This window comes from Ruegeria sp. C10, from assembly GCF_056537805.1.
The window spans coordinates 240605-262004 of sequence record NZ_JBQFSC010000003.1 but is presented as its reverse complement, the minus strand read 5'-3'; the positions used below and the strand labels follow the sequence as shown (position 1 = coordinate 262004).

Genomic DNA, 21400 nt, shown 5'->3' with positions numbered 1-21400 from the left:
AAGCTAACACGCCTGTGCGGCAGAGCAATCCTTCCGGCTCTGCAAGGGTGATCGGGCAAAATTTCGCAATATGTGCTATAATGCAACGAGACGTTGTAATTGGGCAGACGTTGCCGGCTGATCCGGTCACGCGAATTGCCACGCCGGATGCATCCCGCGGCGCACCCACGCCAGAAAAGGGGATGAACATGGACAAGACAATCGGTAACCCAATCACCTGGGTCGCCCGAAATCTGCGGGCAACCAGCGATCATGTCACTGAATCCATGACCGAGATCGGCAGCGCGGATGTTCAGGCTCTGCCGACGGTGCATACGCTGACCCTGCAGGATCTGCGCGAATGCCTGAAAGCTGGATATAATGATTTTCTCGAAACCCGGGCCGATGCGATCTTTGTCGTTCTGATCTATCCAATCGCAGGTCTGCTGATGTTCGGTATTGGGCTCAACAAAGACATGGTGCCCCTGCTGGCCCCGCTTGTCATGGGCTTTGCCCTGATCGGGCCGGTCGCCGCCGTCGGGCTTTATGAGATCAGTCGCAAGAGGGAACAGGGCGGAGACGTTCATTGGCTAGACGCGTTCGGCGTATTCCGTTCGCCTTCCTTCGGAGCCATACTGGCACTGGGCTTCTATCTGGTCATGCTATTGATGATCTGGCTGATGGTCGCGCAAGGCATCTACGCGCAAACCCTAGGGCCAGAACCTCCGGCCTCGGCCATGGCATTCGTGACAGAAGTGTTCACCACCGGAGCAGGCTGGAGCATGATCATCATCGGCACCGTCACCGGTTTCCTGTTTGCACTGGTCGCATTGGCGCTAAGCGTGGTCAGCTTTCCGCTGTTGCTGGATCGCAAAGTGGGCGTTCCCGTGGCCGTCGTAACCTCGGTACGGGTCTTGCGTCAGAACCCGGGTGTGATCTTGACCTGGGGGGCCATTGTGGCCGCGATGTTGGTACTGGGCGCGATCCCGATGTTGCTGGGGCTGATCGTCGTCATGCCCGTTCTAGGCCACGCCACATGGCACCTGTATCGCCGGGCGGTCGCCTGACTACATGGCAGCAGCTTAACCAGAGACCTTCAGAACGATCTTGCCAATATGGCCCGATGCTTCCATCCGCGTATGTGCAGCGGCGGCATCAGAAAGATCGAATTCTGAATCCATCACCGGTGCGACCTTCCCGGCCTCAAGCAATGGCCACACGGCTTCACGCAAGTCTTGCGCGATTCGCGCCTTGGCCAAATCGCTTTGTGGGCGCAAGGTGCTGCCCGTCAGGGTGAGGCGTTTCACCATCATCAGCGCAAAGTTCAGTTCGACCACCGGACCTTGCAGGAAAGCGATCTGAACCAGCCGCCCGTCTTCCGCCAAAGCCTTGATGTTGCGCGGGATATAATCACCACCGACCATGTCCAGAATCAGGTTCGCCCCGCCCTCGGCGCGCATCGCAGCCACGAAATCTTCGTCGCGATAGTTGATCGCCTTTTCGGCACCTAGCTTGATACAAGCCTCACATTTCTCAGCCGACCCGGCGGTTGCAAAGACGCGGGCGCCAAACGCATTGGCCAGCTGAATAGCCGTCGTGCCGATCCCGCTGGAACCGCCATGGACCAGAAACCGCTCCCCCGGCTTCAAGCCGCCACGGGTGAAGACATTGGACCAAACAGTAAAGAAGGTTTCGGGCAGGCAGGCAGCTTCTTTCAAACCCATACCCGCAGGCACAGGCAGGCAATGAGCGGCGGGCGTTGCGACATATTCAGCATAACCGCCGCCGGGCAACAGGGCGCAAACCCGATCGCCAACGACCAGACCTTCGACACCCGAGCCGATGGCGATGACCTCGCCCGAGGCCTCTAGCCCCGGCAAATCGCTTGCACCGGGAGGCGGATCATACGCCCCTGCCCGCTGCAGCGCATCAGGACGGTTCACCCCGGCGTACGCGACTTTCAGAACCACTTGACCCTCTGCCGGTTCCGGCATCGGGCGTTCCGTCAGTTGCAGAACGTCCGGGCCACCAGCTTCGGTGATCTCGACAGCGCGCATTGTCTGGGTCATGGGCATATCTCCTTTGCCCAATGCCTAGCAGGCGAAAACGCAGAGGCCCAGCGGCAAGTGGAAACGCTGCGACTATTTACCCGATGACAGCGAACCGGGCAGGTTGTTGGGCAACTTCGTCGGAGCCTTCACCTGACCCGCAAGCCAGTTGGGGACGGCCAGAAACGGTTTCAGCAGCGGGTTGCCATTCACCTGCGCCTTGAACTTCTCAAACTGCATTACGCCCTCGAACCGCCGATCCAGGAATTCCCATGTCGCCTGATAATCCGGGCTGTCATCACCCAGCCAATACAACAGTGTCGAAGAATAGACGCCCGACAGAGTGGCACGTTTGGTGTACCAGTTCACGTCGTCCGAAGTATCGCCAAGCGCTGTCCAGATCTGGTCACAGGTGCCCCAGACCGCCTTGGCCCCATCCGCGGCATGGATCGGCAACGCGAACAAAGTCATACCTCGGCGCACTGCTTCTTTGTCTTCGACCGCCTGCAGGCGGAAACGGACGGCAGCGGCGATCTTTTCACGGAATTTCAGACCGCTCAGGTCTTCGGATTTCAACCGCTCCAACATCGCGGCATCCCCGCGCGCATGAAAGGCCAGTGCCAGATCGACGGCACCACGCGGACAGATCGCTCGGGCCAGCGCGGGCTCCAGATCGCAATCGCTGATGGCCGCACGAAAGCTGGTTTCCGACCAGCCGTCGAACGGCACATGGTTCAGAATCGCATCGAGAAGCTTCTCTTTGGTGTCTTCATAGGTTGCTGTCATGTCGGGTCTCCGAGGCTGCGGGTCCAGTACTAGACAAGTTAGGCGTGCTTTGCTATACGGCCACTTCCTGCAATTTCCTTGCAACTCTATCTAGAAAGGTGGTGACAACCACATGCAGGTTAGTGTTCGCGACAATAACGTCGATCAGGCGCTTCGTGCCCTGAAGAAAAAGCTGCAGCGCGAAGGCGTGTTCCGTGAAATGAAGCTGAAGCAACATTTCGAGAAACCGTCCGAGAAAAAAGCGCGCGAGAAAGCTGAAGCGATCCGCCGTGCCCGTAAACTGGCACGTAAGAAAGCACAGCGCGAAGGTTTGCTCTAAGAGCTTACTGCGACTCGTCCAGCTTTGGATGACACTATTTGACGACCCCCGAGGCCCTGCCCGGGGGTTTGTCGTTTTTAGGGCGGATGATCCCGCCAATTCCCGGCTTTACCCTCGCGGCAACCTGCCGATTTTAATGCAATCGCCGCAGTCGGCATTTTACAGCGCAGCGAATCGCCGTTCGGTTGCATTCTGCCGCCGAAAAACGCCCATCGCCGTACCCGCCCTATTCAGCGTTCTTTGATCGTCTGTAAGTGAGGCCGTCCACTCAGACATAACCAAAAACGGAGGCACTGATGTCGACAGCAAGTACGGTCGAGCGCGAAATGCTCGCGCTGATCAACCAAGAGCGCACATCCCGCGGTCTTGATCCCCTGGAACTTGAACGCAACCTGAACGAATCTTCCGAGGACCACAGCAGCTGGATGCTGGACACCGACCGGTTCAGCCACACCGGTCAGGGTGGTTCATCCGCGACCCAACGGATGCAAGCCGCAGGGTTCGACCTGTCCGGGAGCTGGCGCACCGGAGAAAACATCGCCTGGCAATCCGAGCGTGGCGCACCCGGTATCAGCGATGATGTCGCCCAGTTGCACGAGAACCTGATGAATAGCCCCGGTCACCGCGCCAACATTCTGAACCCCGATTTCAAATATATCGGCATCGGGATCGAAGAAGGCGACATGCAGGGGTACGACGCCGTCATGGTGACGCAGAACTTTGCGGCGACTCAGGGCGATGTCGATCTTGATAACGGCGGCACCACCCCGCCGGTGACGCCTCCGGTTGAAGAAGTTGTTGAGCCAGAGGAGGAAGAGGTTACCACCCCGACCGAACCAGAAGTGCCGGAAACCGATGTGACCGAGACTGAGGAACCAGTTGACGAAACACCGGTAGCGGAAGTTCCCGATGCCGGAGAACCGGCAGAGGAGACCCCGGAGGAAGACGTCACCGAAACCGAAGAACCATCGGACGAAACACCCGACACCGATGTGACGGAAACCGAGCAACCGGCAGACGAAACGCCAGAAACTGAGGTTAACGAGACCGAGGACCCGGTTGAGGAGACTCCGGGAACAGACGTGACCGAAACTGAAGAGCCGGAAACGCCTGATACCGATGTGACTGAAGTTGAAGACCCGGAACCCGATGTGCCGGATACTGAAGTCGTCGAGGTCGAGGAACCCGAAACTCCGGAGACCGACGTCACCGAGGTCGAAGAACCCGAGCCAGAAACACCTGAAGTTGTCGTTGACAATGGTGCACCGGGCGCGGACTGCTTTGACGTTCAGGCCTTCCTTGCCGGGATCGAAGCGTTTGTTAATGCGCTGCAAGCCCAATTTGACCAGTTCGAATGGTCTCCGGTGCAGCAGGCTGACACGACCCCGGAGATGGATGATTTCGATCTGGTGTTCGACACCGACTTCGCTGACTACATGATCGAAACCGTTGAAGCCACAGTCGAAGACATGAATGACGACATGTGCGGCGTGTTTGTTTTCGAAACGAACTGCGGATTTGATTGGGGTTAATCAAACCGTTCAGGTGCGGGGATCCTTTTCCCGCACCACTTTCCTGCCAAATCAATATATCTTAGGCACGTGTAGCTCATCCGGCAAAATGCGCCGTTCGTATTCGGGGTTATAGCGCCGATCCGGCAGATTGACCTTTTCCTGCGGCACATCCTCATAGGGGATCTTGGTCAGCAGGTGCTCGATACAATTGAGCCGTTCGCGTTTCTTGTCGTTGCCTTCAACAATATACCAAGGCGCCTCGGATATGTTGGTGCGAAAGAACATATCCTCTTTGGCCTTGGTGTATGCCTCCCACCGGATGCGGGATTCCAGATCCATCGGTGACAGTTTCCACTGCTTCATCGGATCGTGAATACGCATCAGGAATCGCAATTGCTGTTCTTCGTCTGTAATCGAGAACCAGTATTTCAGCAGGATAATCCCCGACCGCACCAGCATCCGTTCGAATTCGGGAACGTCCTGAAAGAACTGTTCGACCTGATCCTCGTTGGCAAATCCCATCACGCGTTCAACACCAGCGCGGTTGTACCAGGACCGATCGAAGAACACGATCTCACCGGCCGCAGGCAAATGGGGCACGTAGCGCTGAAAATACCACTGGCTTTGTTCGCGTCGGCTGGGTGCAGGCAAGGCGACCACACGCGCTACACGAGGGTTCAAACGCTGCGTGATCCGCTTGATCACACCCCCTTTCCCGGCGCTGTCGCGCCCTTCAAATAGAATACAGACCTTGGCCCCTGTATGGACCACCCAATCCTGAACTTTGATAAGTTCAGCCTGCAGCCGCAAAAGGTTGCGAAAATAGACCTTGCGATCCAGCATGTCAGGATGCTGGTCCTTGTAAATCTTGCGCACTTCCATCGAAAGCATGGGCTCGCTGAATTCGATCTCGAAATCTTCGTCCAGCGTGTCTTCCAGTTCAGCTTCCAGCCAATCTTTCGGCGTGCTGTTGTTTTCGTAAGCCAAGGTCTGCTCCTTATCGTTCATCGGGTTCGGACCGTACACGGCCAGTGTAACCACGGAGTGTCAGCGCAAAGTGCCGAGGTCGTACATAAGGTCGGAAACATGGATTTTGGCCCGACCGCACGACAGATACAAGCGGCAGAATTGACGCAAGGCTAACCCCCAATAGTTGGTTTCAGACAGGCAAAGCCGTGGTTTTAAACACCGTGCGCAAAGCAAATGAGCTTTGCATCTGCGCCACCCCAGGCAAGCGAGACAGGTATTGCCGATGGATGCGAGCAAAATCCTCAGTATTTTCTGCGACGACCTTCAGAATGTAGTCCGCCGTGCCCGCCATCAAATGGCATTCCAGCACATCCGGAATCCGTGCTACGGCTTTTTCAAACGCCTCCAGCACTTCTTCCGCCTGACCCTGCAACGTGATCTCGACAAACACGGTGGTTGGAACGTTCAACTTCCGTGCGTCCAACAGGGCGACGTAGTCCTTGATATAACCCTCAGCCTCAAGTCGCTGCACGCGCCGGTGGCAGGCCGAAGGGGATAGATTCGCCTGTTCGGACAATTCCGAATTTGACATCCGCCCTTTGCGCTGCAGGGCTGCCAGAATCTTCCGATCTGTTGCGTCAATCGTCATTTGCGCACATCCATTGCGTCAAGTTGTCTATACGCTGAATATTTTCCCGCAGATTGTGTGTTTAGCAAGTGGGGTTTCACAAAAATTGCGCCAATTTATGCCCATAATTTAGGCAGTTTATGAATGGAGTCTCACATGAAAATCGGCTGCCCCAAGGAAATCAAACCTCAGGAATTCCGCGTCGGGATGACCCCGAACGCTGCTGGCGAAGCTGTGGCCCGCGGTCACGAAGTCATCATCGAAACCGGTGCCGGGATGGGCTCGGGCTTTGATAACGATGCTTATGTAGCGGCAGGTGCCCGCATCGTCGACACTGCAGAAGAAGTGTTCGCCACGGCTGATATGATCGTCAAGGTCAAGGAGCCTCAGGCGGTCGAGCGTAAAATGCTGCGCGAAGGTCAGTTGCTGTTCACCTATCTGCACCTGGCACCCGATCCAGACCAGACTCACGATCTGCTGGAATCCGGCTGCACCGCGATTGCCTATGAGACCGTGACTGACTCCAATGGCGGCCTGCCGCTGCTGGCGCCGATGTCCGAGGTTGCCGGTCGCTTGGCTCCGCAAGTTGGATCCTGGACTCTGCAGAAGGCCAACGGTGGCCGCGGCGTTCTGATGGGTGGTGTTCCGGGTGTAGGCCCTGCCAAAGTGATCGTCATCGGCGGAGGCGTCGTAGGCACCCACGCAGCGAAGATTGCCGCAGGCATGGGTGCGGATGTGACCGTACTGGACCGTTCGCTGCCGCGTCTCCGCTATCTGGACGATGTGTTCGGCGGAACCTTCAAGAACCAGTATTCAACCGCTGGTGCGACAGCCGAGCTGATCCAGGATGCCGACCTGGTCATCGGTGCGGTCCTGATCCCGGGCGCAGCTGCTCCCAAACTGATCTCGCGCGAACAGCTGTCGACCATGAAGCCCGGCGCGGCTCTGGTAGACGTTGCGATCGATCAGGGCGGCTGTTTTGAAACCTCGAAAGCCACCACCCACGCCGATCCGGTTTACGAAGTTGACGGCATCATGCACTACTGCGTCGCCAACATGCCCGGTGCGGTTGCCCGGACTTCGACCATCGCACTGGGCAACGCAACCATGCCGTTTATGTTGTCGCTGGCAAGCAAGGGCTGGAAGCAGGCCTGTAAGGACGACGCACACCTGCTGGCAGGTTTGAACGTCCACGCCGGCAAGCTGACTTACGAAGCGGTGGGCACCGCCCTCAACATCGCCTCTGTCGATCCAACAACTCTGTTGAACTAAGAGCGCTCCCGCCTCTGAAAGCGTCCTTTTCCAAAGGACGCTTTACAGACTTGGGCCCAGCGCCGCGCCAATAGCGCGGCGCTGTTTTTTCTGGACCAAGGTTCGCGCAAAAAAGCACCGCGCCTTAGCGCGGTGCCCGGCCCAACCGGAAGAGGGCATTTCAATGCCCGATCGACGGGCGGGAGGCTTACGCCTCTTTGTGAATCTCCACAGAATGCGGATACGGGATGGATACGCCTTTGGCGTCAAACGCTTCTTTGATCGCTTTGGTAAGTTCAAACTTCACATCCCAATAGTCAGCCGCTGCGCACCACAGGCGCGCGGTCAGATCAACCGAACTATCCCCAAGATTTGTCACGCGCACCCAGGGCTCAGGATCAGCCATGATACGATCGTCAGCTTTGGCCACATCCAGGATGATGTTCATAGCCTCATCCGCGCTATCGCCGTAGTCGATGCCAAACACCAGATCGACCCGGCGGGTGTCATGGGCGGAATAGTTGGTGATCACCGAACCCCAAGCCTGACCGTTTGGCACGATGATCTGCACGTTGTCCGGCGTCACCAGCTCGGTCGTGAACAGGTTCAGGTCTTTCACAGTACCCGCTGTGCCACCAATATCTACATATTGGCCCAGCTTATAGGGCCGGAACACCACCAGCATCACGCCCGCGGCCAGATCGCTGAGTGTTCCCTGCAGCGCCAAACCGATGGCCAGGGATGCGGCACCCAGAATGGCCACGATGCTGGTCGCCTCGATTCCGAAAATGCCCAGAACGGCGACAAAGACAATCGCCAGCAGCACCCATTTCACGAGGCTCGCAACGAAATTCCCCAAAGTCGGGTCGATATGTGGCGTGGCGTTGATCCGCCGCCGCACCAGACCGCTAATGGCTCCGGCAACGATCCAACCCAATACCAGAACGATCAACGCTTTGATCGCGCTCATGATCAGCGGACCAAATGCGCCCACCTGTGTTACGACATCTTCCACACGCTTCTCCTTTGCGCCAACAGCAAACCCGCGCCTTTTGGCGCGGGATCGCTGAAAAGTCTGGGCTAATTTTGCGCGCAGGTCTAGGTGCGGGATTTCCGAGTTTTCCCCCCTGCTGTTCCCCAGCAAACATCGACTGACCGATCACGCACAGAATTGGACCTTACAAAAGCGCCACAAATTACCAGATTGACTGCAACACGCGCGATAAAAGGAGCTCATCATGCTGGACACAATCCAATTCCCGATCATGAATAAATGGTCCCCACAGTTCCCCGAGCGGATTCAGCTTTATTCCTTCCCCACACCCAACGGGGTAAAGGCGTCGATCATGCTGGAAGAAACCGGCCTGCCTTATGAGGCACATCGTGTCACACTGGCCGATGCAGATGTCAAAAGCCCGGAGTTTCTTTCGCTGAACCCGAACAACAAGATCCCGGCGATCATTGATCCCAACGGGCCCGACGATGCTCCGTTGGCTTTGTTCGAAAGCGGTGCAATCCTTCTGTACCTCGCTGAAAAGAGCGGTAAGCTGCTGGGTCAGAACAAAGGCGACAAGCACCGGGTCACCCAATGGGTTATGTTTCAGATGGGCGGTATCGGACCAATGTTTGGCCAGCTTGGGTATTTCCACAAATTCGCAGGGGCTGAAATCGAAGACCCCCGCCCGCGCGAACGCTACGTGTCCGAGGCCAAACGCCTGCTGAACGTTCTCGACCGGCAACTGGACGGCCAAGATTGGATCGCCGGAGAATTCTCGATCGCCGATATCGCAATCGCGCCCTGGCTGCGCGGTTTAGATTATTACGGCGTCAAGGATGTCATAGGCTGGGAAAGCTATGGCAACGTTACGCGCTATCTGGACAGGTTCCTGGATCGACCCGCAGTGCAAAGAGGACTGAACATCCCCTCACGGGATTGATACCCAAGGCCTGTGCGGCGGGATCCAAATCCGCCGCCACGGGCCATCGGGTTACCCAGGCAGCGCGCCTGTTAGAACGTAGCGCAAGATCTCAACAACTTGCGCGGGTTCTTCAGCGACGGCGAGTGCTGCTGCATCTACTTCTTTCAGCGCGTGCTGATGATCAGCCCCGTGCAGAACAATGATCGACTTGCCCAGTGCTGCCGCATAGCCCGCGTCAAATGCCGCGTTCCACTGCTTGTATTTGTCCCCAAAGCGTACAACCACAACATCCGCGTCTGATATGCCCTTGCGGGTCCGGATCGCGTTGACCATAGCACCCTTGTGATCGTGCCAGTACTTGTTCGGCTCGGCCCCCAAGATCGTGACACCGCAATCGTCCGAAGCACCGTGATCGGTGACCGGGCTACTGAACTCAACATCCAACCCATCGGCGCCCGCAATGATCTGCTCGCGCCAATCCGTGTGAATCTCTCCGGACAAATAGACCTTCAGCATTTTTCTCTCCTCCCGTGAAAAAGGGGCGCAATGGCCCCTTTATCATTTCAAAAATACTCCCGCCGGAGGCGAAAACCAACTCATCCCCGCAAGACGCCGCCAGTGGCTTTCACCACTTTTTCGACAATCTTGGTGCTGACCGCCTCGATATCCTTCTCCTTCAGGGTCGCGTCCGACGGCTGGAGCCTTACGGTAATGGCCAAAGACTTCTTGCCCTCGCCGACGCTACCGCCAATGAATTCGTCAAAGACGCGCACGTCCTCGATCAGAGCCTTATCAGCACCCGCAGCCGCATTGACCAACGTCAGAGCTTCGATATCCGCATCTACAACAAAGGCGAAATCGCGCTCGACCGCCTGCAGGTCGCGCAATTCCAAGGCAGAACGGGTCGCACCGGATCTACGTGGCATCGGCACCTGATCCGGCCAAATGGTGAACGCCATCGCCGGGCCCTTGATGTCCATCGCCTGCAACACGCGCGGATGCAATTCGCCAAAGACGCCCAGTACCTTTTTCGGACCCAGACAGATTTTTCCATGTCGGCCCGGGTGCCACCAGGCATCGCCGTCGCGCAGAATCTGAACCTTCGCGGGCGCGCCAATTGCGGCCAATACCGCCTCGGCGTCAGCTTTCGCGTCAAACAAGTCAACCGGGCGGGACGCACCGTGCACATCCTTGGGACCGCTACGCCCAACCATCAGGCCGGTAATCTGTGTCTGTTGATCCCCCGGCTCACCATCGTGGAACACCGGCCCGACCTCGAACAAGGCCAGATCGGCATAACCCCGTGCCTGATTGCGCGCCGCCGCTTGCAGCAAACCAGGCAGCAGATCAGGGCGCATATGGCTCATCTCGGACGAGATCGGGTTTTCCAACATGGTTGCTGCGTCACCGCCCCCGAACAAGGCTGCCGAGGCCTGATCGATGAAGGTATAAGACACACATTCATTGTACCCCAGCGCTGCACAGGTCCGGCGCGCCATCGACTGGCGACGCTGCGTGGGTGTCATGACCGGTTTGGGGATACCTGCTGTCGTACGCGGCAGCGGAATACCCTTCAACTTGGTCAGAGAAGCGATCCGCGCAACCTCTTCCACCAGATCGGCCTCCCCCATGATATCGGGTCGCCAGCTGGGCACATGCGCCATCTCGCCATCCAGACGAAAGCCCAAACGGGTCAGTGTCTGCCGCTGCTCGCTTTCCGGAATCTCCATCCCGACCAAGGACTGCACGCGCGCCGCGTCCAGTTTGTAGGCCCGCGCGTGGTTCGGCGCTTTGCCCGCCTCGACCACATTCGAGGCTTCACCGCCGCAGATATCCAAGATCATCTGCGTCGCATGCTCCAACCCTTCGCGCGTGTATTCCGGGTCGACGCCGCGCTCGAATCGATACCGCGCGTCCGAGTTTATCTTCAGCGCCCGACCTGTGAGGGCGATCTGTACATGATCCCAGAACGCGCTTTCAAGGAAGACGTTCACGGTCTCCTCGGTACAACCGGTTTCCTCGCCGCCCATGATGCCCGCGATAGATTCCGGGCCTTCGTCGTCCGAAATTACCATCATGCCGGGCTGTAGTGTGTATTCTTTCTCATCCAGTGCAACCAGCTTCTCGCCACCTTTGGCACGGTGAACGCGTAGGTTACCCTGCACCTTGTCGGCATCGAATACGTGCAGCGGGCGGTTGTGATCGAAGGTCATATAGTTGGTGATATCCACCAAGGCCGAGATCGGACGCAGACCAATCGCCTTCAACTGGTCCTGCAGCCATTGCGGGCTGGGGCCGTTTTTGACGCCCCTGATAAGCCGACCGGTGAAATGCGGCGCGCCATCCAGCGTATCTTCATCAATCGACACTTTGATCGGGCTTTCAAAGTCCCCCGGCACGGGGACATAGTCACGCACCTTCAGCGTGCCCAATCCACGTGCAGCCAGATCTCGCGCAATACCCGCTACACCCAGCGCATCCGGGCGGTTCGGCGTGATCGCGATCTCGATCATCGGATCAACCTTTGACGGATCGTTCTCAGCCAACCAATCGACAAACCGATCACCGACCTCACCCGAGGGCAGCTCGATAATCCCGTCGTGTTCATCCGACAGCTCAAGCTCGCGCTCGGATGCCATCATGCCAAAGCTCTCGACGCCACGGATCTTGCCGACGCTGATGGTGATATCCAGGCCGGGAATATACATACCCGGTTTACAAACCACCACGGTGATGCCTTCGCGCGCATTGGGCGCGCCGCAAATGATCTGCAGATCGCCCTCGTCGGTTTCAACCGTGCAAACGCGCAGCTTATCGGCGTCCGGGTGCTTCTCGGCATGTTTCACATGGCCCAGCGTAAAGCCCGCCAGACGGTCCGCCGGGTTGACGATCTCTTCGACCTCAAGCCCGAGATCGGTCAGCGCTTCGGCGATCTCATCAACCGACGCATCCGTATCGAGGTGGTCTTTCAGCCAGGACAGAGTGAATTTCATTGCAGCGGGCCTTTTTCGGCAAACATTCAGTCGGCACAGGCAATGGCAAAGATTGCGCCGAGGTGCAAGCGCTGCGGCTCACGGATAGGTGGGGGTGCGACCCAAAAGCTCGTCCAGCTGCCAGCCGATCCAGCCGTGGGGAATAAAGTGCCCGCCGGGATGGGTGTCCAGTGTCACCTGCCCTTGCGCGCAATCGGTCCACTCTACCCGGCTGAGCGTCAGGAACGGCTTCACGCTCCAATCCCCGCGCGGGGTCGCGCCGTTGCAGTTGAACTTGGCCTTCCACAGCGCCACCGGATAGGTCGTATCGCCGTCCGGGCCAAAGGGAAAATCCATCACCGTATCGTCCAGCCCATGCACATGGCGCACCTCGCGCGGGGCTTCCGGGCAGTCCTCGGTCTGGCGGATCGAGCCCGCAACCGCCAACAGCGCGGCGATGTCATTGCCCGACTGGCAGACATAGCGCCATGCCATTGCGCCGCCATAAGAATAACCCGAGACATATATGCGTTCAAGATCAATGGGATAGCGTTTGGCGACGTCCTCAAGCACGCGATCTGCGAACGGCACGTCTGCGGTATCGGCAGTCCAGAAGTTCCAACTTTTGCCCAGCCCATTCGGAGCCACCAACAGCACATCGCGCAGCTTGGTCGCCCCGGCGATACGTTCATGGTTCACCACCACATCGCCCTGCCGCGCCCAGCCGTGGAAATGCAGCAGCACCGGCAGAGGCGTTTCGCCATCCCAGCCATCGGGTTCCAGCACATGGTAAGAACGGTCGCCGATCTCACAGGCAGTATCGCCGTGGCAGTCAGATTTCCACGGCCCCATAGCGATGGCTGGAGTCGCGGTCAGCAGAAGAAAAAGCAGTTGATAGATCATACGCCGGAGCCTAGCGACATGCTCCGCCCTGTCACGTAACTTATTGGTGTAGGGTGGGGTTTCACCCCACCAACCACCCCACGGCGGGGTGAAACCCCACCCTACAACGGATCAAATCACAAAGCCGCGCTGGTCAGAAAACCAAACGGATCACCACCAATTCCAAAATCCGCCCTTCCTTTTGTCTATCAAATCCCGCGTCTTTTCTCTCTGAATTCTGTCGCGAAGCTGAAACGCACCTGGTCGTGCAAACTCCATGCCAGCAACTATCATTCCAGGCAAAAACAGCAGTAAAGATCCAATAAACACAATAAAGATTGCCGCTGAGTCGTTACCCCATACCCAAGAAGTGAGCATGAGAGGCAATACACTGGCGATAAAAAGACCCAAGAACCAAACCAATGGTCTTTTGGAAACTCGCTGCTTCCACCAGTCTTGGCATGCTATCAGACAGCTATCCAACACGCACTCTATCGGCTCAAACCACCATGCAAATTCGGCATATCCAATGCCGCAAACCCATAGTGCCGCAGCCAACGGAGGTCGGAATCAAAGAACGCCCGCAAATCCGGAATGCCATATTTCAGCATCGCCAGACGGTCGATACCGATGCCGAACGCAAAGCCCTGATAGACCTCGGGATCAATCCCACCGGCGGCGATCACCTTGGGGTGGACCATGCCGGAGCCCAAAATTTCCATCCAGTCGTCGCCCTCGCCGATCTTCAGCTGACCGTTATCCCACGAGCAGCGGATATCGACCTCGGCCGACGGTTCGGTAAAGGGGAAGTGCGATGCGCGGAAGCGCAGCTCGACGTCGTCGACCTCGAAGAACGCTTTCACGAACTCTTCCAGAACCCATTTCAGGTTCGCCATCGAGATATCCTTGTCGATGGCCAGCCCCTCGACCTGATGGAACATCGGCGTGTGAGTCTGGTCATAGTCGGCGCGGTAGACACCGCCCGGGCAGATCACGCGGATCGGCGCGCCCTGCAGTTCCATCGAGCGGATCTGCACTGGCGAGGTATGGGTGCGCAGCACATGCGGCGGGCGATTGTCGCCCTCGGCGCGGTGCATGTAGAATGTGTCCATCTCGGCCCGCGCAGGGTGGTGGCCGGGGATGTTCAGAGCGTCAAAGTTGTGCCAGTCGGTCTCGATCCGCGGCCCTTCGGCCACCGAGAAACCCAGTTCGGCAAAGATCGCGGTCAGTTCCTCGGTCGCCTGGCTGACCGGGTGGATCGAGCCCTGACGACGTGCCCGGGTCGGTAGTGTAACGTCGAGCCACTCGGTGCGCAGACGCTCATCCAGCGCGGCGTCGGCAAGCGCGGCCTTTTTGGCAGAAAGCGCCGAGTTGATCTCATCCTTCAGGGCGTTCAGCGCGGGGCCTGCGACCTGACGTTCCTCGGGGGTCATCTTGCCTAGCTCGCGCATCTTCAGCGCGACCTCGCCTTTTTTGCCGACGGCGGCGACGCGGATCGCCTCAAGCGCGTTTTCATCGCCAGCTTCGGCGATTTGGCCCAGATATTTTGCCTTAAGATCGTCCATGACGCCCTCTGAATTTGGTCGCCAACCTGCTATCGGCCCCGCCCCGCGAATGCAAGCGGGACGGTGGGGATCAATAGCTGTATTCGGGATAAATCCGGGTCAGGTCGCCATTCCAGTCGCCATTGTAGTGATCCAGCAACTCATCTGCGGGCACCTTGCCCGTATCGATGCTGTCCTTGAGCGCGTTCAGGAAATGCGTTTCGTCCTGCACCAGACCACCCGCACCGGAGCGCGCGCGCGACGCCAGACCGGCGCCGGCGATCGAGACCACTTCGCGCGCCAGATCATGCATGTTGATGTTGCCGACCTGCGCTTGCAGGCCATCCTTGGCAGCCTCAACCCGCAGCGCTTCGCGCGTCTCGGCATCCCAGCCTTTGACCAGATCCCAAGCGGCATCCAGTGCGGTTTGATCATAGGTCAGACCAACCCAGAAGGCAGGCAGCGCACAGAGCCTGCGCCATGGGCCACCATCGGCGCCGCGCATCTCCATGAATTTCTTGATCCGCGCTTCGGGAAATGCCGTGGTCAGGTGATCGGCCCAATCGGACAGAGTCGGCGTCTCACCGGGCAGCGCAGGCAGTTTGCCCTGCAGGAAGTCGCGGAACGACATGCCCAGCGCGTTGATATACTGGCCGTCGCGATAGACGAAATACATCGGTACATCGAGCGCATATTGTACATAGCGTTCGAACCCGAAGCCTTCTTCGAACACAAAGGGCAGCATGCCCGTCCGTGCATCGTCCAGATGCCGCCAGATATAACTGCGCCAGCTTTTCTGGCCGTTCACCTTGCCCTCGAAAAACGGAGAGTTCGCAAACAGCGCCGTCGCGACCGGCTGAAGGGCCAGCGCGACGCGCAGCTTCTGCACCATGTCGGCCTCGGACCCGAAGTCGATATTGACCTGAACCGTGCAGGTGCGCCGCATCATGGCGCGGCCCATGGTGCCGACTTTCTCCATATAATCGTTCATCAGCCGGTAACGGCCCTTAGGCATCAACGGCATCTCTTCATGGGTCCAGATCGGGGCTGCGCCTAGACCAATAAAGCCTACACCGATCTCATCGGCGATATCCTTCACTTCACGCAGGTGAGTGTTCACCTCATCACACGTTTCATGAATTGTCTCGAGCGGAGCGCCGGACAGTTCCAACGCACCGCCTGGTTCCAGGCTGACGTTCGCGCCGTCCTTCTCAAGCCCGATTAAATGTCCAGCTTCACGCACTTCAGCCCAGCCATGGCGGTCTCGCAGACCTTCCAGCACGGCCACAATCGACCGTTTGCCTTCAAACGGCAGTGGTTTCAGAGTGTCTTTGCAATAGCCGAACTTTTCGTGCTCGGTTCCGATGCGCCAATCTTCCTTGGGCTTGCAGCCCGATTCCAGATATTCGGCCAGTTGCTCATGGCGTTCGATCGGTCCGCCGCCGGACTGGGGGATGGACATGTGACCCGTGCTCCGATCCTGATGTGTCTGTCTTGGCGGTCAGTCCTGAGCGCAAACCGCGCCAGTGTCAATGCAGCCTAAGGTGCGCAGGCCGTGACGGCGTGCGTTCCCAGATCACCACCGGATGTGCCGCACGACCGTTGAGTTCCGACAGCATTTGCTCGGTTTTAAGCCCCGGAAGTGCTGAGAACACATCAAACAGTGCCTCGGCCCCTTCGGCGTTCACCGGAATGTGAAGGGTCGGCTGCCCCGGCTGATCCAAAACCCAATGCGCAGGTTGCGAGGTCGGATCCAACGCCAACCGCTCGATTTCGCGGGCTGCAACGATGCCGCCGTCGAGCGGGCCCAGATAGGTGATCTGGCCTTCATCAATAGTCACCACACCCGGTCCTCCCGCACCATTGCGAAAGCGCGCGCGTTGCACTCCGATCACCGCCAGTGCCATCGAGACGACGATCAGCAGCCACCCCAACCACGCCAGCATTCCGCCGGGGCCGCTGATCCAGCTGAGGCCGAGGATCAGAACAAACCCTGCAACCAGCACTTCGCGCCAGCGCCACAGGGCCAGTTTGGCTTCGGGTCGAAAGAAACTCATGCCACGTCCTCCGGGTTTTTGAACAGGATCAGCGAGTATTGACCTGCAGGCTGGAACCCAATGGATATATAGGCACGCGCGGCCGCATCGGAAGCCGCAAAGAGGACAGCTCTGGAAACTCCCGCGTCGCGCGCCTCAACCAGATGCAGGGCAACAGCCAAACGCGCATAGCCCCGCCCTCGTAAATCTGGTGGCGTGTAGACACCGCCGATCTGCACCACATCAGGCAGGCGGGCGTTGAAGCCGGTCATGCTGACCGGTAGGCCATTCTGTAGCAAAACTCGATGCGAATCCCGCTCGATATAGGTCTTGATGTCCTTCCTAGCCTGCGTCTGTGCGCGCACAGCATCAAAATCCATGGCTTCGATGAGGTAGCATTCTCGCCAGTCTTCAAAGACCGAACGGTCTACATCAGTAAGCGGCATGAGATCTGCCCCACTGAAATCCGGTATTTGAAGTCGATCCAACGCTAGGGAAAACCCCGGCTCATCGCTGTTCAGGGTCGCGGGTCGCCCCTCCCAACCTGCCAACTGCATTATCCGACGAGCCTGCGTTGCCTCAGCCGCGATGCCGAACAGGGCCCGGCCTCGAATAAGGTCAATCGCTGCGGCAAGTTCGGTATCCGAACAGTCGGGACATTGCAGCAGGATCATGCCTTCATTTGTTATGGCAAAGACCGCACGCAACGGGCTGCCAAGCGTCCATGCATTCAACGACCGGGGATGCGTACCGCACAGGCCAAAATCCCGTAGATTGGCCAAAGGGAACATCGATGTTTGGATATGTTGGGACAAAAACGAGTCGATCCTGGACAGGTCCGTTTCCTGCGCCAATTGCCACGTCACGTCCAATCTCCCAACGCTTGCTGCCACATTGTCATCGCCGCAACGGCTGCTGTATCGGCGCGGAGGATGCGTGGGCCGAGGCTGACCACATGGGTAAATGGTAGCTCCGCCAACCGTTTACGTTCTGGCTCGGAAAACCCGCCCTCGGGGCCGATCAGGATCGCCCACGGCTTGCCTTTCTCATTCTCTGCCAAGCGCAGGGCCGAGCCGGCTTCAGCCTCGTCACAGAACATCAATTGGCGATCATCGGGCCACGCGCCCAGGATACGATCCAATCGCTGGAGGTCAGCGACCTCAGGCACAAAAGTGCCGCCACATTGTTCGGCCGCCTCAATTGCGTGGGCCTGCAAGCGATCCTGTCGAATGCGCTCAGAGTTGGTGAATTCGGTCTGAACCGGTATGATCCGTGCGGCCCCCATTTCAGCTGCTTTTTCAACGATGAAATCGGTCCGCGCCTTCTTGATCGGTGCAAAGAGAAGCCACAGATCGGGCGGTAATTGCAGAGGTTTCGATTGCTCCACGCACGACAGAATACCGCCTCGTTTGCCCGCTTCTGCAACCTCTGCCTGCCACTCGCCATCGCTGCCATTGAACAGGGCGACCCGGCCCCCAACCGACAGGCGCATGACACCGAACAGATAATGCGCCTGCTCACGCGTCAAAGGAACCGATTGCCCCGGACCCAAAGGGTGCTCTACATACAGTCTGATCTTCGCATTCATGAGACCCTACATATGCAAGGCAATGCCCCAACACCAGACGGTCAGGTCGCCGATGCCGTAACCGGCAATTGGGTCGACACCCACGCCCCCGCCTTTGCCCGCCCTTACCTGCGGCTCAGCCGTGCAGACCGACCCATCGGCACATGGCTGCTGCTGATTCCCTGCTGGTGGGGTCTGGCCTTGGCCATCCTGAGCGACGGCGCACCACGATGGGAGGATCTTTGGATCGCAGTTGGTTGTGCCATTGGTGCGTTTTTGATGCGTGGCGCGGGCTGTACGTGGAATGACATCACCGATCGAGAGTTTGACGGGAAGGTCGAGCGTACAAGGTCGCGCCCGATTCCCTCGGGTCAGGTGAGTGTCCGTCAGGCGGTATTCTGGATGGTGCTGCAATGTCTGTTGGCCCTGGCCATCCTTCTGACCTTCAACCGGGCCGCGATTGCGATGGGAGTTTTGTCTTTGCTGCCTGTTACCATCTATCCCTATGCAAAACGATTTACCTGGTGGCCGCAGATTTTTCTGGGGCTGGCCTTCAACTGGGGCGCATTGCTGGCCTGGGCTGCACATACCGGCACCGTGGGCTGGCCTGCGATCATGCTTTATCTGTCAGGAATCGCCTGGACTTTGTTCTACGACACGATCTACGCCCATCAGGATGCCGAGGATGACGAGCTGATCGGCATCAAGTCCACCGCACGGTTGTTTGGCACCGATACCGCCCGTTGGCTCAAGTATTTTCTGATTGGAACCGTCAGTCTAATGGCCTTTGCAATTATCGACGCGGCTTTGCCCGGGACATCGGTTCTTGCTTTGGCGGTCGCCCTTGGCGGGCCCTGGGCGATGGGGTGGCATCTGGCCTGGCAATTGCGGGGGCTGGACACGGAGGACAACGCCAAATTGCTACAGCTTTTCCGGGCCAATCGTGACACCGGCTTGATTCCGCTGATCTTCCTCTGCGTCGCCCTTTTCCTCTGATTGCACCTCTGTGCTGCGCTCTGTATGACTCCCGGAACCAACCGCCCGAGGAGTCTCGATTTCGCCCATGCGTTTGCCTTACGCCCTAGCTGTTGCGTTGATTTTCGCGGTGTCCGCCTTGCTATCGCTGGTGGTCGCTGGATTTGCGGTCAGCAAGATCGAAGACGCCTCGGAACTGGCCGTGCGAAAGGCCTTGAACTTGCAGGGCCATGATTGGGCCGAAGTCGAATCCGATGGCCTGCGTGTCGTTCTGACCGGCACAGCTCCGACTGAGGCGACCCGATTCAACGCCCTGATCGCTGCGGGCACCGAGGTCGACACCTCGCGCGTCATTGACGAGATGGAGGTTGCTCCCACCGCCGATCTGACACCGCCCCGCTTTTCTACCGAGATCCTGCGCAATGACAGCGGAATTTCGATTATCGGGCTAGTACCTGCGGCACTGGATCGCGATGATCTGGTAGACAGGCTGCAACGCCTTGATCGGGACGCGTCAGTCTCGGACCTGATGGAAAGTGCCGACTATCCCAAGCCAGACGGTTGGGATCAGGCAATCGACTATGCGATCGAAGCGCTCTCGGATTTGCCACGGGCCAAGATATCTGCCAGCCCAGGGTTGGTGCGTATCACGGCCATTGCCGATAGCCAGCAAGAGAAAGACCAGCTGGAACAAGACCTGAGCCGCGCCGCGCCACCAGGTCTGCGAATTGGCCTTTCGATTTCGGCACCTCGCCCGGTAATCACACCATTCACGCTGCGCTATTTGATTGATGAAGATGGCGGGCAGTTTGATGCGTGCTCGGCCCAGGATGAAGTTGCGCGCGACATCATCGTCGCTGCAGCACGAGAGGCCGGACTGACCGGCCCCTATTCCTGCACCATTGGGCTAGGCGTACCATCTCCGCGTTGGGCGAATGCAGCGCAACTCAGCATTCGTGCGCTATCCGAACTTGGTCAGGGTTCAGTTACTCTGTCGGATGCAGATATCACTCTAGTTGCCACACAAGGGACTAACCCTTTGGAGTTCGACCGCATCGTGGGAGAGCTCGAAAATACGCTGCCCGAGGTCTTCGCCTTGCATGCAATTCTTCCCGAACCCGAACCGGATGACCCGACTGGGCCTATTGAATTCGTCGCAACACGTAGCCCTGAGGGTTTGGTTCAACTGCGTGGCCGTCTGAGTGACGAAACGCTGCGTGAAATGACCGACAGCTTTGCACGTGCCGCCTTTGGATCATTGCAGGTGCACACAGCCACCCGGATTGCACCGGACCTGCCCGCGGATTGGCCCATACGCGTCTTGGCCGGGCTGGAGGCACTGTCGCAACTGCACAATGGCGCCCTGACCGTTACGCCGGACAATGTAGCGCTGTCGGGCATCAGCCATGATCCCGACGCCAAGGCCCGGATCGCCGGCATGCTGTCGGACAAGCTGGGCGAGGCGCAGGATTACACCCTGTCAATCACCTATCAGGAGCCGCCCGCACCCGCCGACGCGCCACCCGACCCTGAGGTCTGCGAAGAGCAGCTGGCAGAGGTACAGGCCGCCAGAAAGATTGCGTTCGAACCGGGTTCAGCCACAGTAGCCGCCGACTCGCGCGATGCCCTGAACCAGATCGCTGACATCCTGCGCGAATGTGGCCCCATCCGGTTGGAGATTCAGGGCCATACCGACAGTCAGGGCCGTGAAGAGATGAACCAGCAGCTCAGCCAGTCGCGCGCACAGTCGATCCTGAACGAATTGCGCGGACGGCGCGTGCCGACCTCAAGCTTTTCTGCGGTCGGGTATGGCGAGACGCAGCCCATCGCCGATAACGAAACCGAAGAAGGCCGCGAAGAGAACCGCCGCATCGAGTTTCGCCTGATCCGTCCTGAACCCGTGGCCAACACCCTGACCGGGCTGGAGGCGATGGAAGCCGAGGCCGAATCTGAGGCCGAAATCGAGACACCTGAAACCGACGCACCGGATGCAGGCTCAGAGGACCAGTAA

Annotated in this window: 20 protein-coding genes; 7 read left to right on the top strand and 13 right to left on the bottom strand. The window is 58.4% G+C overall.

Annotated elements, in window-relative coordinates:
• Positions 1-188: 188 nt before the first annotated feature.
• A complete protein-coding gene (locus tag ACR0DE_RS15160) occupies positions 189-1046 on the top strand; it encodes a DUF2189 domain-containing protein (RefSeq protein WP_480754069.1) in 858 nt (285 codons plus the stop codon).
• Positions 1047-1061: 15 nt separating this feature from the next.
• Here ACR0DE_RS15160 and ACR0DE_RS15155 read toward each other — a convergent pair whose 3' ends face one another.
• Both ACR0DE_RS15155 and ACR0DE_RS15150 read right to left on the bottom strand, forming a co-directional pair.
• Positions 1062-2048, bottom strand: a complete 987-nt coding sequence (locus ACR0DE_RS15155; RefSeq protein WP_480754067.1) for an NAD(P)H-quinone oxidoreductase — start codon at positions 2046-2048, stop codon at positions 1062-1064.
• Positions 2049-2120: 72 nt separating this feature from the next.
• Positions 2121-2813 carry a COQ9 family protein gene (locus ACR0DE_RS15150; protein WP_480754066.1) on the bottom strand — a complete coding sequence of 231 codons (693 nt, stop codon included), beginning with the start codon at positions 2811-2813 and terminating at the stop codon, positions 2121-2123.
• 112 nt (positions 2814-2925) lie between these two features.
• Between ACR0DE_RS15150 and rpsU the strand changes: the two genes are divergently transcribed.
• Positions 2926-3132 carry a 30S ribosomal protein S21 gene (gene rpsU, locus ACR0DE_RS15145; RefSeq protein ID WP_005614280.1) on the top strand — a complete coding sequence of 69 codons (207 nt, stop codon included), beginning with the start codon at positions 2926-2928 and terminating at the stop codon, positions 3130-3132.
• A 296-nt stretch (positions 3133-3428) separates the two neighbouring features.
• Positions 3429-4664, top strand: a complete 1236-nt coding sequence (locus ACR0DE_RS15140; RefSeq protein ID WP_480754064.1) for a CAP domain-containing protein — start codon at positions 3429-3431, stop codon at positions 4662-4664.
• 51 nt (positions 4665-4715) lie between these two features.
• Here the strand turns inward: ACR0DE_RS15140 and ppk2 are convergent, their stop codons facing one another.
• Both ppk2 and ACR0DE_RS15130 read right to left on the bottom strand, forming a co-directional pair.
• Positions 4716-5654 carry a polyphosphate kinase 2 gene (ppk2, locus tag ACR0DE_RS15135; RefSeq protein WP_170395648.1) on the bottom strand — a complete coding sequence of 313 codons (939 nt, stop codon included), beginning with the start codon at positions 5652-5654 and terminating at the stop codon, positions 4716-4718.
• Between the two features lie 151 nt (positions 5655-5805).
• Positions 5806-6264 carry an Lrp/AsnC family transcriptional regulator gene (locus ACR0DE_RS15130; protein ID WP_170395646.1) on the bottom strand — a complete coding sequence of 153 codons (459 nt, stop codon included), beginning with the start codon at positions 6262-6264 and terminating at the stop codon, positions 5806-5808.
• A 135-nt stretch (positions 6265-6399) separates the two neighbouring features.
• On the opposite strand from ACR0DE_RS15130, the gene ald reads away from it, so the two are divergent.
• Entirely contained in the window at positions 6400-7515 is a 1116-nt protein-coding gene (ald, locus tag ACR0DE_RS15125; RefSeq protein ID WP_170647155.1) for an alanine dehydrogenase, read from the top strand.
• Between the two features lie 187 nt (positions 7516-7702).
• On the opposite strand, the gene ACR0DE_RS15120 is transcribed toward ald, so the two are convergent.
• A complete protein-coding gene (locus ACR0DE_RS15120) occupies positions 7703-8509 on the bottom strand; it encodes a mechanosensitive ion channel family protein (protein WP_170423629.1) in 807 nt (268 codons plus the stop codon).
• A 223-nt stretch (positions 8510-8732) separates the two neighbouring features.
• On the opposite strand from ACR0DE_RS15120, the gene ACR0DE_RS15115 reads away from it, so the two are divergent.
• A complete protein-coding gene (locus ACR0DE_RS15115) occupies positions 8733-9431 on the top strand; it encodes a glutathione S-transferase N-terminal domain-containing protein (RefSeq protein ID WP_170423627.1) in 699 nt (232 codons plus the stop codon).
• A gap of 51 nt (positions 9432-9482) precedes the next feature.
• On the opposite strand, the gene ACR0DE_RS15110 is transcribed toward ACR0DE_RS15115, so the two are convergent.
• The 8 genes from ACR0DE_RS15110 to ACR0DE_RS15075 all read right to left on the bottom strand — a co-directional run bounded on the left by ACR0DE_RS15110 (position 9483) and on the right by ACR0DE_RS15075 (position 18435).
• Positions 9483-9929, bottom strand: coding sequence for a YtoQ family protein (locus tag ACR0DE_RS15110; RefSeq protein ID WP_170423625.1), 447 nt, complete (start codon positions 9927-9929; stop codon positions 9483-9485).
• 80 nt (positions 9930-10009) lie between these two features.
• A complete protein-coding gene (gene pheT, locus ACR0DE_RS15105) occupies positions 10010-12406 on the bottom strand; it encodes a phenylalanine--tRNA ligase subunit beta (protein WP_480754062.1) in 2397 nt (798 codons plus the stop codon).
• A gap of 78 nt (positions 12407-12484) precedes the next feature.
• Complete coding sequence (locus ACR0DE_RS15100) at positions 12485-13288, bottom strand: CE1 family esterase (RefSeq protein WP_480754060.1); 804 nt, start codon at positions 13286-13288, stop codon at positions 12485-12487.
• Between the two features lie 470 nt (positions 13289-13758).
• Complete coding sequence (pheS, locus tag ACR0DE_RS15095; protein ID WP_010443591.1) at positions 13759-14832, bottom strand: phenylalanine--tRNA ligase subunit alpha; 1074 nt, start codon at positions 14830-14832, stop codon at positions 13759-13761.
• A 70-nt stretch (positions 14833-14902) separates the two neighbouring features.
• Entirely contained in the window at positions 14903-16273 is a 1371-nt protein-coding gene (locus tag ACR0DE_RS15090; RefSeq protein ID WP_480754059.1) for a glutamate--cysteine ligase, read from the bottom strand.
• A gap of 67 nt (positions 16274-16340) precedes the next feature.
• Complete coding sequence (locus ACR0DE_RS15085) at positions 16341-16868, bottom strand: hypothetical protein (protein WP_480754057.1); 528 nt, start codon at positions 16866-16868, stop codon at positions 16341-16343.
• Positions 16865-17713, bottom strand: coding sequence for a GNAT family N-acetyltransferase (locus ACR0DE_RS15080; RefSeq protein ID WP_480754055.1), 849 nt, complete (start codon positions 17711-17713; stop codon positions 16865-16867). Before ACR0DE_RS15080 ends, ACR0DE_RS15085 begins: the two co-directional genes overlap by 4 nt.
• The gene (locus ACR0DE_RS15075; RefSeq protein ID WP_170663995.1) at positions 17710-18435 is read right to left on the bottom strand and encodes a 16S rRNA (uracil(1498)-N(3))-methyltransferase; all 726 of its coding nucleotides are present in this window, start codon (positions 18433-18435) and stop codon (positions 17710-17712) included. The genes ACR0DE_RS15080 and ACR0DE_RS15075 overlap by 4 nt, the downstream gene beginning before the upstream one ends.
• Positions 18436-18447: 12 nt before the next feature.
• On the opposite strand from ACR0DE_RS15075, the gene ubiA reads away from it, so the two are divergent.
• Together ubiA and ACR0DE_RS15065 are read left to right on the top strand one after the other, a co-directional pair.
• Positions 18448-19410 carry a 4-hydroxybenzoate octaprenyltransferase gene (gene ubiA, locus ACR0DE_RS15070; protein ID WP_170597229.1) on the top strand — a complete coding sequence of 321 codons (963 nt, stop codon included), beginning with the start codon at positions 18448-18450 and terminating at the stop codon, positions 19408-19410.
• Between the two features lie 67 nt (positions 19411-19477).
• Positions 19478-21400, top strand: coding sequence for an OmpA family protein (locus ACR0DE_RS15065; protein ID WP_480754052.1), 1923 nt, complete (start codon positions 19478-19480; stop codon positions 21398-21400).